The 14,394-nt window shown below is 47.6% G+C and carries 13 protein-coding genes; 5 read left to right on the plus strand and 8 right to left on the minus strand.

The window, feature by feature from the left end; translation table 11 throughout:
• Window positions 1-7 precede the first annotated feature (7 nt).
• Window positions 8-250 carry a YfdY family protein gene (locus OGX98_RS17315; RefSeq protein WP_286595642.1) on the minus strand — a complete coding sequence of 81 codons (243 nt, stop codon included), beginning with the start codon at window positions 248-250 and terminating at the stop codon, window positions 8-10.
• A gap of 440 nt (window positions 251-690) precedes the next feature.
• Here OGX98_RS17315 and lpxP point away from each other — a divergent pair, with 440 nt between their 5' ends.
• Window positions 691-1,611, plus strand: a complete 921-nt coding sequence (lpxP, locus tag OGX98_RS17320; protein ID WP_286595643.1) for a kdo(2)-lipid IV(A) palmitoleoyltransferase — start codon at window positions 691-693, stop codon at window positions 1,609-1,611.
• 41 nt (window positions 1,612-1,652) lie between these two features.
• Here lpxP and OGX98_RS17325 read toward each other — a convergent pair whose 3' ends face one another.
• The gene (locus OGX98_RS17325; protein ID WP_286595644.1) at window positions 1,653-2,252 is read right to left on the minus strand and encodes a lysozyme inhibitor LprI family protein; all 600 of its coding nucleotides are present in this window, start codon (window positions 2,250-2,252) and stop codon (window positions 1,653-1,655) included.
• Window positions 2,253-2,609: 357 nt separating this feature from the next.
• Between OGX98_RS17325 and ypdK the strand changes: the two genes are divergently transcribed.
• Window positions 2,610-2,681 (plus strand): membrane protein YpdK, encoded by a 72-nt coding sequence (ypdK, locus tag OGX98_RS17330; protein WP_010723117.1) that lies wholly within the window; start codon window positions 2,610-2,612, stop codon window positions 2,679-2,681.
• Window positions 2,682-2,747: 66 nt separating this feature from the next.
• Here the strand turns inward: ypdK and alaC are convergent, their stop codons facing one another.
• On the minus strand, window positions 2,748-3,986 hold the full coding sequence (gene alaC / locus OGX98_RS17335) for an alanine transaminase (protein WP_045449736.1): 1,239 nt from the start codon (window positions 3,984-3,986) through the stop codon (window positions 2,748-2,750).
• Between the two features lie 388 nt (window positions 3,987-4,374).
• On the opposite strand from alaC, the gene OGX98_RS17340 reads away from it, so the two are divergent.
• From OGX98_RS17340 to OGX98_RS17350, 3 genes are read left to right on the plus strand one after another with little or no spacing between them, the layout of a single operon-like run.
• Entirely contained in the window at window positions 4,375-6,072 is a 1,698-nt protein-coding gene (locus OGX98_RS17340; RefSeq protein WP_136345336.1) for a sensor histidine kinase, read from the plus strand.
• A 14-nt stretch (window positions 6,073-6,086) separates the two neighbouring features.
• Window positions 6,087-6,821, plus strand: a complete 735-nt coding sequence (gene ypdB / locus OGX98_RS17345; protein WP_045445801.1) for a two-component system response regulator YpdB — start codon at window positions 6,087-6,089, stop codon at window positions 6,819-6,821.
• A 24-nt stretch (window positions 6,822-6,845) separates the two neighbouring features.
• Window positions 6,846-7,700, plus strand: a complete 855-nt coding sequence (locus tag OGX98_RS17350) for an AraC family transcriptional regulator (RefSeq protein ID WP_286595645.1) — start codon at window positions 6,846-6,848, stop codon at window positions 7,698-7,700.
• Window positions 7,701-7,730: 30 nt separating this feature from the next.
• On the opposite strand, the gene OGX98_RS17355 is transcribed toward OGX98_RS17350, so the two are convergent.
• From OGX98_RS17355 to fdnG, 5 genes are all read right to left on the minus strand, one after another.
• Entirely contained in the window at window positions 7,731-8,327 is a 597-nt protein-coding gene (locus OGX98_RS17355) for a dienelactone hydrolase family protein (RefSeq protein ID WP_286595646.1), read from the minus strand.
• Between the two features lie 69 nt (window positions 8,328-8,396).
• Window positions 8,397-8,885 carry a TrmO family methyltransferase domain-containing protein gene (locus tag OGX98_RS17360; protein WP_286595647.1) on the minus strand — a complete coding sequence of 163 codons (489 nt, stop codon included), beginning with the start codon at window positions 8,883-8,885 and terminating at the stop codon, window positions 8,397-8,399.
• Between the two features lie 784 nt (window positions 8,886-9,669).
• The gene (gene fdnI, locus OGX98_RS17365; RefSeq protein WP_225761235.1) at window positions 9,670-10,317 is read right to left on the minus strand and encodes a formate dehydrogenase-N subunit gamma; all 648 of its coding nucleotides are present in this window, start codon (window positions 10,315-10,317) and stop codon (window positions 9,670-9,672) included.
• Entirely contained in the window at window positions 10,310-11,194 is an 885-nt protein-coding gene (fdxH, locus tag OGX98_RS17370; RefSeq protein WP_225761236.1) for a formate dehydrogenase subunit beta, read from the minus strand. The genes fdnI and fdxH overlap by 8 nt, the downstream gene beginning before the upstream one ends.
• A gap of 12 nt (window positions 11,195-11,206) precedes the next feature.
• A complete protein-coding gene (gene fdnG / locus OGX98_RS17375) occupies window positions 11,207-14,257 on the minus strand; it encodes a formate dehydrogenase-N subunit alpha (protein WP_071829001.1) in 3,051 nt (1,016 codons plus the stop codon).
• Window positions 14,258-14,394: the final 137 nt, after the last annotated feature.

Consider the following 14,394-nt stretch of genomic DNA (forward strand, 5'->3'; position numbering starts at 1 on the left):
CATCAGACTAGTGCTTACCGTCTCCCACCATAAAGCGAATGATCAGACCACACGCAGGGGCAAGAAAAAGAAATAATCCCGTGACCATTTCATCACCATTGGTCAACCACATAGTAAAGAAGTAAATAATTGTCGTAAGGATAGCCATACCGAAAAAAGAACTAATTGACGCGACCGCCCCCATAACCTGCCAGATGTAGCAGCCGACGCCCAAAATGCTCAATGAGAGAAAAGTCCAGAAATAGAACATAGCGATACCTCCTGTCTGCCGCAAAACTTCACGTAAGTCCTTACGCTCCTTGTATTTATATACTAAGACAATTCCTATGCGTACGCAATTTAAGCAAGGGTGATGTGACAAGAACAGCGTTAGCATCAACTCAAAGGGTATTTCGCCGTATTTTATTTAACCACTATAAAAACAACGCATTATATCTGGCTTCATTGTTCTTCTTGTCCACCTGAAAACATTTACTCTTCTTGATTATTTATCTCTGGCTGACATTAATCTCCAGGTGGTACATTATACGTCCGATCATTCATGCTCCCCGTGGTTTTGTCCTGACTCAGTTTTACACTCTTTACAGGAACCATCGTCGCTCATGATGGCCTAATTATCAGTATTAGAATGTACCGCTGTAGATAAAGAATCTTCGCGATACAACATTTTCGTATCAACAGCAGGTGCTTATGTTCCCCCAATGTAAATTTTCACGCGCGTTTTTGCATCCGCGTTACTGGCTCACATGGTTTGGTGTCGGTGTGCTCTGGTTACTGGTGCAACTCCCCTACCCGGTTTTGTGCTTTCTGGGCACTCGCACCGGTACGCTTGCACGCCCGTTTTTAAAACGTCGTGAATCTATTGCACGTAAAAATCTCGAACTCTGTTTCCCGAATTTATCCCAGCAAGAGAGAGATAAACTGGTTGAAGAAAACTTTCGCTCACTCGGGATGGCTTTGCTTGAAACAGGTATGGCCTGGTTTTGGCCTGACAGCCGGGTACGTAAATGGTTTGACGTTGAAGGGCTGGATAACCTGAAACGTGCTCAAACTCAAAACCGTGGCGTGATGGTAGTAGGCGTACACTTTATGTCGCTGGAGCTGGGTGGTCGCGTAATGGGACTTTGCCAACCGATGATGGCAACCTATCGCCCACACAACAATAAGTTAATGGAGTGGATACAAACTCGTGGACGTATGCGCTCAAACAAAGCCATGATCGGCAGAAATAATCTGCGAGGCATTGTCGGTGCACTGAAAAAAGGAGAGGCCGTATGGTTTGCTCCCGATCAGGATTATGGTCGCAAAGGAAGTTCATTCGCCCCATTCTTCGCGGTGAAAGATGTAGCAACGACCAATGGTACCTATGTACTGTCACGGTTGTCCGGTGCCGCAATGCTGACTGTCACGATGGTGAGAAAAACGGATAACTCCGGTTACCGTCTGTTTATTACGCCAGAGATGGAAGGCTACCCGGCTGATGAGAACCTGGCGGCGGCTTATATGAACAAGATTATCGAAAAAGAGATCATGCGAGCACCCGAGCAGTATCTCTGGATCCACCGTCGTTTCAAAACAAGGCCCATGGGCGAAGCTTCGTTATATATCTAAAAAGAAAGGCCGTTCGGCCTTTCTTTTTTTCTGCGACGGAATTACCTGACACCCCATTTGTTCTGTAATTCAGACACCCGCTGGCTATATTCGCGGGAAAGACAGGCAGGCTTATCCTGCTCTTTCCAGCACTCGTTGCGTCCTTTTATCCAACCGCGCTGCTCCGCTTTCAACATCGGATCATTCTTCGATTTAACCAGCGCCTGCTGGTATACAGCATTCAACTTCACATCCATCGCGGAAAGTGACGGGCTGTGGCAAATAATCTCTTCCATGCTTCCCTTGTCGACTGCAGAACATGAAAAGGTCGGGCCAGCATTAGATGATTTTTTTACCGGAGCATAACTCTTATTATCTTCCGGCAGACAGACCCCGTGTTTACGATTAGGACCAGTCCAGGAAACATCCGGGTTCCCGTCATCTTTACGGGAAATGGAGACGGTATTTTTACCGCTTTTTGCCTCCCAGTAATTTTCATTGAATGTTTTAACGATCGCTTTTTCGCCGTTAATCCAAACATTACCTGTACCGTCACTATTCACGCCACCAATACTTGCACAGCTGAAATTCAGTGCCAGCGGAGCCGCTGCCATCGACGTCAGTGGCGTAATAATGAGTGCTAACATCATTAGTCTGGTCATATCTAACCTTTCTTATCGAAATTTTCGCAAAAAATATCCGCATTTATATCATGGGGATATGAGAATTATCTGAGTAAACATTGCGTCGCCCAATAGCAATTCATTACAGATAGAAATCAAACTGTCGCCGAATCACGACACTCGTAAGTTACTAAAATTAAATAAAAAAATGCCTCTTGTCTCACCTCATTTTTAGGCGTACATTAGCGCCGTCTGGAGCATTAAAGCTCAGAATTCTGAGGTGATGCAGCGTAGAAAACGAGGGGTATTCTCTGGTTTGCTCACAGTGGCATCAGCTCTCTGTCAGGTAAGTGTATGTTCATTTAGGCGTACTTTTGGTACGCGGAGAGATGAAAAGTGAAATATTTCTTTATGGGCATTTCATTTATGGTCATCGTTTGGGCCGGTACTTTTGCCCTGATGATCTAAATAAAAAGATGCAGCAAAAAAACAGGAGCCATCAGGCTCCTGTTTGCTTTTGTATCTGAACGATCTTTAGTCAGCGTTTTCAGTTGCTGATTTCGTACCGGCAGGCAGTAAGCCATCCGCACGGAACATCGCTTTAATTCCTCTGATCGCCTGGCGAATACGATCTCGGTTTTCAATCAATGCAAAACGCACGTGAGTATCGCCATAGTCGCCAAAGCCAATCCCCGGCGAAACACATACTTTTGCTTCGTTCAGTAGTTTCTTGGCAAATTCCAGTGACCCCATAGCGGCATATTGCTCCGGGATTTTCGCCCAGACGTACATCGACGCTTTTGGCATTTCTACCATCCAGCCAGCTTCGTGCAGCCCTTTGACCAGTACGTCACGGCGCCGCTTATACTGCTCAGCGATATCCCGCACACACTGCTGGTCGCCTTCCAGCGCAGCAATCGCCGCAACCTGTAATGGCGTGAACGTGCCGTAATCGTGATAGCTCTTAATGCGTGCCAGCGCGTTAACCAGCGTTTTGTTGCCAACCATAAAACCAATGCGCCAGCCCGCCATGTTATAGCTTTTCGACAAAGTGAAAAACTCAACCGCTACGTCACGCGCCCCCGGAACCTGCATGATAGACGGCGCTTTCCAGCCATCATAAACAATATCAGCATAGGCCAGGTCGTGAACCACCAGCACGTCGTAACGTTTAGCCAGTGCAACCACTTTTTCGAAGAACTCCAGCTCCACGCATTGCGCAGTCGGGTTGGACGGGAAACCCAGAATCATCATCTTCGGTTTCGGGTAGCTTTCGCGGATCGCACGCTCCAGCTCATTAAAGAAGTCGACCCCTTCCACCAACGGCACAGAACGCACCTGTGCTCCGGCAATCACAGCACCATAAATATGGATTGGGTAACTTGGGTTTGGTACCAGAACTGTATCACCGTGATCCAGTGTCGCCAGCATAAGATGCGCCAGCCCTTCTTTGGAGCCAATGGTCACAATGGCTTCGGACTCAGGATCGATATCAACGTCATAGCGTTCCTGATACCAGCGGGAAATCGCCCGACGCAGCCGTGGAATACCGCGAGAAGTTGAATAACCGTGCGTATCCGGGCGCTGAGCCACGGTGCACAATTTTTCGACAATGTGAGGAGGCGTAGCCCCATCCGGATTCCCCATGCTGAAATCGATAATATCTTCGCCACGCCGACGCGCAGCCATCTTCAGTTCAGCAGTGATGTTGAAAACGTAAGGGGGAAGGCGATCAATACGCGTAAAGCGACGTTCAGGGCGGGAGTCAGCCATAATATCCTCAGGATTAACGTTAGCGCCCGGACCGTCCGAGCGACGCTGCCACGATGGTGGCACGTTTAGAAAATAGCCTGAATAAATTCCATCTGTCGAGAGGCAAACAAAAATATTTTTTACTGACGTAAAAGAGGAACTGAAAAAATAAAAAGGGAAATGGACAGTTTTGACTGATTGACAAAATCACCATCCATTAACATTTTGATGTTATAAATTTTACCTCGTAAATCAACCAATCCTCGATATGTATTGTAAACTCACCTCTTCTTTACAATCCCCTTTTAATACTATGGTTTTTCCTCATTAGACGGGTCTTACGGGTATGCTGGTCATCCAGCCTCAGGTTACCTATCATAGAGGTTTAATCCTTTCGCAAGAGTCACCCGTGCACGAAATATTCAATATGCTGCTGGCGGTCTTTGATCGGGCAGCGCTGATGCTGTTTTGTCTGTTTTTCCTGATTCGTATCCGCCTGTTCCGCGAACTGTTGCACAAGTCTGCACACTCCCCGAAAGAGCTACTCGCCGTTACCGCGATTTTCTCCATGTTTGCTCTGTTCAGTACCTGGTCCGGCGTACCGGTAGAAGGTTCTCTGGTTAACGTACGTATTATCGCTGTAATGTCAGGGGGGATTCTGTTCGGTCCGTGGGTCGGCATCATTACAGGTGTTATCGCGGGTATTCATCGCTACCTGATCGATATTGGCGGCGTAACCGCCCTTCCGTGCTTTATTACCAGTATTCTGGCGGGCTGTATTGCTGGCTGGATCAACCGTAAGATCCCCAAAGCGCAGCACTGGCGCGCAGGTATTTTAGGCGGGATGCTGTGCGAAACGCTGACTATGATCCTGGTCGTCGCATGGGCCCCCACCACCGAACTGGGGCTGGATATTGTCTCAAAAATCGGTATCCCAATGATCCTTGGCAGCGTCTGCATTGGCTTTATTGTCATGCTGGTACAAAGCGTTGAAGGAGAGAAAGAGGCCAGCGCCGCAAAGCAGGCCAAGCTGGCACTGGATATCGCTAACAAAACCCTGCCACTCTTTCGTCATGTGAACAGCGAATCGTTACGTCAGGTGTGCGAAATTATTCGCCATGACATTCATGCAGATGCGGTCGCAATTACCAATACCCAGCACGTTCTGGCCTACGTTGGTGTTGGGGAACTAAACTATCGCGACAATGATGATTTCGTCAGCCCCACCACTCAACAGGCGATAAATTACGGAAAAATCATCATAAAAAACAATGATGAAGCACATCGTACACCAGAAATACACTCCATGCTGGTGATCCCTTTATGGGAAAAAGGTGTTGTGACCGGCACGCTGAAGATCTACTACTGTCACGCTCACCAGATCACCTCCTCGTTGCAGGAGATGGCAATCGGTCTGTCGCAAATCATCTCCACTCAACTCGAAGTATCCCGTGCAGAGCAACTGCGCGAAATGGCAAATAAGGCAGAGCTACGGGCGTTGCAAAGTAAAATCAATCCCCATTTCCTGTTTAATGCGCTAAACGCTATTTCCTCATCCGTGCGGTTAAATCCGGACACCGCACGCCAGCTCATTTTTAATTTGTCACGTTATCTTCGCTATAATATTGAATTAAAAGACGATGAGCAGATTGATATCAAAAAAGAGCTGTATCAAATCAAAGATTACATCGCCATCGAACAGGCCCGTTTTGGCGACAAGCTGACTGTTATTTATGATATTGATGAAGAGGTCAGCTGCTATATCCCCAGCCTGCTGATTCAGCCGTTGGTAGAAAACGCCATCGTCCATGGCATTCAACCCTGCAAGGGGAAAGGCGTGGTTACTATCAGCGTCGCGGAGTGCGGTAATCGGGTCCGGATCGCCGTCAGGGATACAGGCCATGGTATTGATCCGAAAGTTATTGAACGGGTCGAATCCAACGAAATGCCGGGCAATAAAATTGGTCTGTTGAATGTACATCACCGCGTGAAGCTGCTCTACGGCGAAGGATTACATATCCGCCGCCTGGAACCAGGCACAGAAATAGCATTCTATGTGCCCAATCAACACTCGCCCGCCGCAGCACCGGCTACCTTATTGCTTTAACCAGGAGTGAAGTTGTGAAAGTCATCATTGTTGAAGATGAATTCCTGGCCCAACAGGAACTTAGCTGGCTGATAAAAGAGCACAGCCAGATGGAGATTGTCGGGACGTTTGACGATGGTCTGGACGTGCTGAAATATCTGCAGCATAACCGCGTCGACGCTATTTTTCTGGATATCAATATTCCCTCGCTGGATGGCGTACTACTTGCGCAAAATATCAGCCAGTTCGCGCATAAACCCTTTATTGTGTTTATTACCGCCTGGAAAGAGCATGCCGTTGAAGCGTTTGAGCTTGAAGCGTTTGACTACATTCTGAAACCATACCAGGAATCGCGGATCGTTGGCATGCTACAAAAGCTGGAGGCGGCCTGGCAGCAACAGCAAGCAGGTACGACGCTCACCAGTCCCGTAACACGTGAAAATGACACGATCAACCTGATCAAAGATGAGCGGATCATCGTGACTCCAATCAACGACATTTATTACGCTGAAGCCCATGAAAAGATGACCTTTGTCTATACACGGCGCGAATCGTATGTCATGCCGATGAACATCACCGAATTTTGCAGCAAACTGCCCGCTTCACATTTTTTCCGCTGTCACCGTTCCTTCTGCGTAAACCTCAACAAAATTCGCGAGATCGAACCGTGGTTCAATAACACCTACATTCTGCGGTTAAAAGATCTGGAATTTGAAATCCCGGTCAGTCGGAGTAAAGTGAAAGAGTTCAGACAGTTAATGCATTTATAGCGCTTATCCTACAGAGATAGAGTGATGAAAGAACCAGGCTTGCCCGCAGACCAACAGTTTTTTGCCGATCTGTTCAGCGGCCTGGTGTTAAACCCACAGCGGTTGGGTCGCGTGTGGTTTGCCACTCAGCCAGCCAATTTACCGACCAGCAGTTTGTGCATTGACCTCCCGCGCCTCGATATCGTGCTACGTGGGGAGTACAGCAATCAACTGGAAAAAAAACAGCACAGTCTGCCGGAAGGCGACATGTTGTTTATCCCTGCCAGAGCGGCCAATTTACCCGGAAGCGATAAACCGGTTATGTTGTTGAGTCTGGTGTTTTCTCCGGCGTGGCTGGGGTTGTCTTTTTACGACAACCGCACCGCCTCACATTTGCGTCCGATTCGCCGCATTGAGTTGCCACATCCACAGCGTGGTGAAGGTGATGCAATGCTTACTGCATTAACCCATTTGAGCCGCTCTCCTCAGGCACAGGATATCATTCAGCCCCTGGTGCTCAGCTTGCTGCATCTGTGCCGAAGCGTGGTCAATACCCACCCGGACACACAGCGACCGCGCTCAGAATTTCTCTATCACAGCATGTGTAACTGGGTACAGGACAACTATACTCAACAGTTGACCCGGGAAAGCGTGGCACAATTTTTCAACATCACTCCGAATCACTTATCCAAGCTGTTTACCCAGCACGGCACGATGGGATTTGTCGAGTATCTCCGCTGGGTCAGAATGGCGAAGGCACGCATCATCTTACAGAAGTATCATCTGCCGATTAGCGAAGTGGCACAGAGGTGCGGATATCATGACAGTGACTATTTTTGCCGCCTGTTCCGGCGTCAGTTTGGCATAACTCCAGGAGAATACAGCGCGCGTTTTCAGTAGTTCGGGTACGAATTAAATGTTGAAAGAAGTTCACTGTACAATTCTGCTAATAAAATCAGCAACCAGATCTCTGGCAATTTCCGCGTTCCTGCAGTCAAAGTTTTCCCCGTAAGGATCACTAAAGCCATGGTGGCTGTTGAGTATATGGCATGTAACGGATGCTTTGTCGCTCAGTTGACGTTGTACTAAAACCGGATCAAAAGACTGTTCAAACTCAGCAAAAATAACCAAACAAGGACAAGGTGGAATAATATCAGCATAGTCCCTGATGCGAGAGCCATAGTAACAAACAACGCCATCACACAATTTACTGTCAACAGATAACCAGGCAATTGTGGCCCCCACGCTGAAGCCTATTACTATGATTTTCCTGTAGCATGGGCGAATCGCACCGAGCAAAGAAACGACTCCTGAAGGATTAAACCCAGAATGGTTTATAAAGTATCTGTAAGCTTCATCTTGTTGTGAGTATAAAAAAGGTGCTTTATTTTCCAGTAGAGAGGGGCAATAAACATCAAATCCTTTGTTATGATACTCATTACATACCTTTTTTATATGATCGTTAACACCATATATCTCATGCAAAACAACGATGGCATTTTTTTGTTTTTTAATGAATTTTAACATTACCCCTCACTACCTATTCTTAGCTAAAGATTCTCAACTGCAGTTTAAAGTCGGGTATTGGGTGAGATTTCAGCATGGCTTGTCAGATGTAAATACATTTTCCCAGTCATAATCACCTGATTCTTCATATGAGTGTGGCCAGTGACGACACCACTCTGGGACGTTTGGAATTTCGACTCTATCAATACCCGGTATATAAGGTTTGATATCCAGTATCGGAGAACCATTAAAAGCATCCAGCCATGCTAAACCAATGACTCCTTTATCATGATCTATATATGTCACTTGTGAACAATCGAGTGCGACAGGGTTTGGACGATAAGGAGACCGTGTTGCAAATGTTCCTAATACATCAGGACCATTTTTATAGGGCTGATGCTCTGTCATTTTACTTCGGTCCATAGGATTGTCACAGGAGGATAGCCACCATAGGACCTGTATGTGACTAAACCCATCAAGGCCAACGAGGGCAGGAATATACTTATGTTCCAGTACCAACTCCACTGTGCCATTTTCAATGCTGATGACTCCAATTGTATCCAATCTAAGGTTTGCCATATCAACCTCCATTTTTAGCATTGGTTTACGAAAACATCACAACATCCATACCCATAGTGGCAGTACTTTTTTTATACTTAAAGGACTTTTTTCGAGATCGTTTAGCTTTTGATCCATATCTTTTTACCCAGGTTATGTAAGCACAATCATTCAACTTTATTTTGACGAATTTCAGGAATTTATTGGAAGATGCCATCAATAATGATGGCAAAAAGAAGAATTAGATGCATAGCTAACATCAGCATGTCATGCTTTCATAAAAATAATCAGTTGAGGATGTCGTCAGTAATTTTTCTTTAGAGTAGCTTTGTAAGTCATTGCTTGTTATAACCACTACGACCAGTTGAGGAAATGGAAGATAAGAATGAATAATATCAATTGTGTTTTGGAAAATTATCTCAATACATACAGCACATTGCTTACAAAAATATTTCTTGTACTCCTTCTGATACTTTGGTTCCGCACTTTTCTATTAAGACGAAGAAAAAAACAAAGTTCTGTAGCTGCAATCGCGGCAGCCGACGCCAGAGAGCGTTACCAGTGGCGTTATTTTCGATGGTCATTACAATCAATACAGATCGCATTCTATCTGTATCTTACTTGGTCAATAATCAAGTATCTATTGACATGATTAATCCATCTATTAATGGATATGATGAGAATCAGACACTGCAATGCTTGCAGTGTTGTTAACCAATACCGTAAACAGCCAATGTAATTTTGGCTGTTTACGGTTTGTTCATAAACGATACTGATGAAAAACCACTAAAAATAGTGACTGGCTCTATTTTGTACCTTCACTTTGGTTCTCTGAACGCTCTATCTCACGATACCAGCGTGGATGGTGCTTCTTCGCCCAACGTCGGCTGACTTTTCCTTCGATCATGCCTTCTATAGATCCTTTCACCCAAAATGCCATATACATGTGGATTAGAATAGCGTGGATCAGAACGATAGCTGCAGTAGCGTGAATAAGTAAGCTCCAGCGAACAACGTTAATCGGGAAATAGTGGGCAAAGTAGGGCCGCCAGATAATAACCCCAGTGGCCAACAGCACAAAGATCAGACTCATTATGCTCCAGAACATCATTTTCTGACCGGCATTATATTTGCCGACATCAGCGACTTTATGTTCATTCCCCTTCAGCACTTCAACAATACCTTTAATCCAGGGAAGATCCTGTTTATCGGGGATGTTGTGATGTACAAAGCGAACGAACATAAACATCAGCACGATAAAAATCACCACTCCAAAGAATGGATGCAGGATCCTGCCCATTTGCGGCGTACCAAAGGTTTCGGTGAGCCATTGCAACGTCGGGAAAAACAGCGCAACACCAGAGAGTGATACCAGGAAGAAGCTAATTACTACCGTCCAGTGGCAGGCACGGTCGATAAATTTAGTACGAAGTATCATTTTGCTTTTACTCATGACCACTATCCTCCTCATCATCAGCCTCTTTGTTCGGTCCGACACCTATGTAGTGGTAAATCAGTCCAGCAAAAGTGGCGATAAATCCAGCAGCGGAGAGTGGTTTGAGAATACCTTTCCAAAGGTTCACCGGCGCGGCAATTTTCGGGTCATCCGGCAGATTGTGGTAGAGCGAAGGATGGTCTGCATGGTGCAGAACGTACATCACATGAGTGCCGCCCACGGATTGTGGGTTGTATACCCCCGCCTGGGCATAACCACGTTTTTTAAGCTGCATCACGCGGGTTTCTGCCACATTGAGCATCTCTTTTTTGGTACCAAACTGGATAGCGCCGGTTGGACAGGTTTTCACGCAGGCTGGCTCCTGACCGACACTAACCCTGTCGACACACAGTGTGCATTTGTAGACGCGATTATCCTCTGGATTGAGTCGCGGAATGTTAAACGGGCAGCCGGCAATGCAGTAGCCGCAACCAATACAGTGCTCAGACTGAAAGTCGACAATTCCGTTAGCATACTGAATGATAGCTCCGGCAGACGGACATGCTTTCAGGCATCCTGGATCCTCGCAATGCATACAACCATCTTTGCGAATCAACCATTCCAGCTTGTCGTTATGAGTGGTTTCGCTAAAGCGCATCACCGTCCATGACTTGGCGCTGAGATCAGTTGGATTGTCATAGACGCCGTTGCAATAGCCCACTTCATCGCGGATATCGTTCCATTCTGAGCAGGCTACCTGACAGCCTTTGCAGCCAATGCAGGTGGTGACATCAATTAATTTTGCTACTTCTGCACGGTAATCGCGTGCGTGCGGCGGCGGCGTGATGCTATTGGTCGCCGAGCGTTTGATAATATCTTGTGATTGCATAGCCATGAGTTCTTTCCCTTATGCCCTCTCGATGTTGACCAGAAACGCTTTATATTCCGGCGTTTGCGAGTTGGCATCGCCAACAGATGGCGTTAACGTGTTGGCGAGGAAACCTTTGCGCGTTGCACCTTCAAATCCCCAGTGGCAAGGGATACCAACGGTATCGACCTGCTTACCATCTATCGTCAGCGTTTGCAGGCGTTTAGTTACCACCGCCTTCGCTTTGATAAAGCCTCGTTTTGACATCACTTTCACAGTATCACCCGCTGCAATGCCTTTTTTGCTCGCCAGCGTTTCACCAATTTCGATGAACTGGTCAGGTTGGGCGATAGCATTCAGCAATGCATGCTTGGTCCAGTGGCGGAAAAGTTCAGTAATGGAATAAGTCGTGGCGACATACGGGAAGGCGTCAGCTTTACCCATATTGTCAATATCGCCACGGTAGATACGCGCAACCGGGCTGGAGATAACCTCAGGATGCAGCGGATTGGTGCCAATAGGTGACTCAATGGGTTCGTAATGTTCCGGGAACGGCCCATCGTTCATTTTGTCTATAGAAAACAGACGCGCGACGCCTTCCTGATTCATAATAAACGGCCCGACATTGCTGCCCGGTTCGGCCTGACTGTAATCGGCAACGTCCATACCTGCCCACTTTTTGCCATCCCAGTGCAGCAACGTACGCTTTGCATCCCACGGTTTTCCAGCGGGATCGGCAGACGCACGGTTGTAAAGAATACGGCGGTTCGCTGGCCACGACCATGCCCAGCCAGGGGTACAGCCCAAACCATATGGATCGCTGTTATCACGGTTAGCCATCTGGTTGCCCTGCTCCGTCCAGCTTCCGCAGTACACCCAGCAGAAACTACTGGTAGAGCCATCATCGCGAAGCTGCGCAAAGCTGCTGAGCTGCTGGCCTTTTTTAGCGATGAGTTGCCCTTTATCATCATAGAGATCCTGAAGTGCCATCCCATTTCCCTCGCGGGCAACTTCTTCCGGATGCGGGTCGTACGGATCTTTATAGTCCCAGCTCATGTTCAGCAACGGTTCGGGATTGGCTCCGCCCTCTTGCTGATAAAGTTCACGCAAGCGCATAAACAGGCGCCCGAGGATTTTTGCATCATGCAATGCTTCGCCAGGCGGCTCTGCTGCCGCCCAGTGCCACTGTAGCCAGCGCCCGGAGTTGGCAATAGAACCGTCCTCCTCCGCAAAGCAGGATGATGGCAACCGGAAGACTTCAGTCTGGATATCTTCCGGCTTCACGTCATTCATCTCACCGTGATGCTGCCAGAAGTTCGACGATTCGGTCGCCAGTGGGTCGATAACCACCATATATTTCAGTTTCGCAAGCGCACGGGAGGATTTGTTTTTATCAGGAAACGCTGCCAGCGGGTTGAAACCTTGTACGATGTAGCCGTTAATCTTGCCTTCCAGCATCAGCTCAGCCTGGGTCATCACGTCATATAGACGATCCCATTTCGGTAGCCAGTCATAGCCCCAGTTATTCTCAGCAGTAGCGCGATCGCCCCAGAAACTTTTCATCATGCTGACGAAGAATTTTGGTGTATTTTTCCAGTAATTCACTTCATTCACGCCAAGCGCAGGCGGGGTAACCTGCGAGATATAGGTCTGGTAGTCAGGTTGTTTTTCGGAAGGCAGCGGCATATAGCCAGGAAGGTTAGTCGAGAGCAAACCGAGGTCGGTGTAACCCTGAATATTCGAGTGGCCGCGCAAAGCGTTGACACCGCCGCCCGCCATACCGATATTGCCCAGCAACAACTGAAGCATCGCTGCTGCGCGGATAATTTGCGCTCCGGCGGAATGGTGCGTCCAGCCCAACGCATACAGGATTGTCGCGGTGCGATTCGGAACGCTGGTACTGGCGAGGATTTCACAGATTCGGTTGAAATCTGCCACCGACGTACCGCACAGTCGGTTAACCATTTCAGGTGTGTAGCGGTCGACGTGATTTTTCAGCAAATTCCACACGCTGCGTGGGTGAGTCAGCGTTTCATCGCGCAGGGCATTGCCCTGTTCATCCAGTTGATAGAACCAGCTGGATTTGTCGTACTGCCTTTTTTTCGCATCATAGCCGCTAAAAAGGCCATCGTTGAACTGATAGTCATCGCGGATGAGCAAACTGGCGTTGGTGTAGTGCCGCACATACTCATGTTGCACGCGATCATTTTCCAGCAGATAACGAATCACGCCAAGCAGGAATGCAGTGTCGGACCCTGCACGGATCGGCGCATAAAGATCGGCAATAGCGGCGCTACGGTTAAAGCGTGGGTCAACCACCACGACCGTAGCGTCGTTTTTAGTTTGTGCTTCTATCACCCATTTAAAACCAACCGGATGTGCTTCGGCCGCGTTGCCCCCCATAATCAGCACCACGTTGGCATTTTTAATATCGACCCAGTTATTGGTCATCGCCCCACGACCAAAGGTCGGTGCCAACGCAGACACGGTTGGGCCGTGGCACAGCCGGGCCTGGCAATCGATAGCCACCATTCCCAGGCTACGGGTAAATTTGCCGTCGAGAATTCCGGTTTCATTACTTGCCGCCGAGGAGCACAACATACCGGTTGTGGTCCAGCGGTTAACGGTCACACCCTGGGGGTTTTTCTCAATAAAGTTTGCGTCACGGTCATCTTTCATTAATCGAGCAATTCGATTAATCGCATCTTCCCAGCTGATTCGCTGCCATTTATCAGAGCCCGGTGCACGATATTCAGGATACTGCAGGCGCGTTTCGCTATGAATATAATCCAGAACGCCCGCACCTTTCGGGCACAAGGAGCCGCGACTTACAGGATGATCCGGATCGCCCTCAATATGGTAGATGCTTTCTTTGACATTTTTGGCCGTATCGCCAAGGCTGTACATCAACATGCCGCAGCCCACTGAACAGTATGTACAGTTATTCCGCGTCTCTTTTGCTTTTAAGAGTTTATATTGACGGGTTTCCGCGTGAACGGAAAAAGATGATAAAAATCCGAGGGATGCAACAGTGGTTCCTGCCATACCGCCCGCGCAGATTCGAAAGAACTGCCTCCGGCTTAACTCCATGTGTCCTCCAGCTTAAACTTAAGACATGAAAAGGGATGATTATTATAAGGTTAATATGCCGTATAGACCATTGTTATTATATGGTTATAACAAGCAAGAGAAGCCACTATCGGCGGTAGAATGGAAATGGTTTACTG

The sequence above is a fragment of the Citrobacter sp. Cm046 genome, from assembly GCF_030333065.1.
Lineage (GTDB): Bacteria > Pseudomonadota > Gammaproteobacteria > Enterobacterales > Enterobacteriaceae > Citrobacter > Citrobacter murliniae.

Excerpts from the sequence above, each read along its gene's own strand:
- OGX98_RS17360 (WP_286595647.1), bottom strand. The coding sequence starts at position 8,885 with ATGGCAAACCTTAGATTGGATACAATTGGAGTCATCAGCATTGAAAAT.
- fdnG (WP_071829001.1), bottom strand. The coding sequence starts at position 14,257 with ATGGAGTTAAGCCGGAGGCAGTTCTTTCGAATCTGCGCGGGCGGTATG.
- lpxP (WP_286595643.1), top strand. The coding sequence starts at position 691 with ATGTTCCCCCAATGTAAATTTTCACGCGCGTTTTTGCATCCGCGTTAC.
- fdnI (WP_225761235.1), bottom strand. The coding sequence starts at position 10,317 with ATGAGTAAAAGCAAAATGATACTTCGTACTAAATTTATCGACCGTGCC.
- alaC (WP_045449736.1), bottom strand. The coding sequence starts at position 3,986 with ATGGCTGACTCCCGCCCTGAACGTCGCTTTACGCGTATTGATCGCCTT.
- fdxH (WP_225761236.1), bottom strand. The coding sequence starts at position 11,194 with ATGGCTATGCAATCACAAGATATTATCAAACGCTCGGCGACCAATAGC.
- OGX98_RS17355 (WP_286595646.1), bottom strand. The coding sequence starts at position 8,327 with ATGTTAAAATTCATTAAAAAACAAAAAAATGCCATCGTTGTTTTGCAT.
- OGX98_RS17325 (WP_286595644.1), bottom strand. The coding sequence starts at position 2,252 with ATGACCAGACTAATGATGTTAGCACTCATTATTACGCCACTGACGTCG.
- OGX98_RS17350 (WP_286595645.1), top strand. The coding sequence starts at position 6,846 with ATGAAAGAACCAGGCTTGCCCGCAGACCAACAGTTTTTTGCCGATCTG.
- OGX98_RS17315 (WP_286595642.1), bottom strand. The coding sequence starts at position 250 with ATGTTCTATTTCTGGACTTTTCTCTCATTGAGCATTTTGGGCGTCGGC.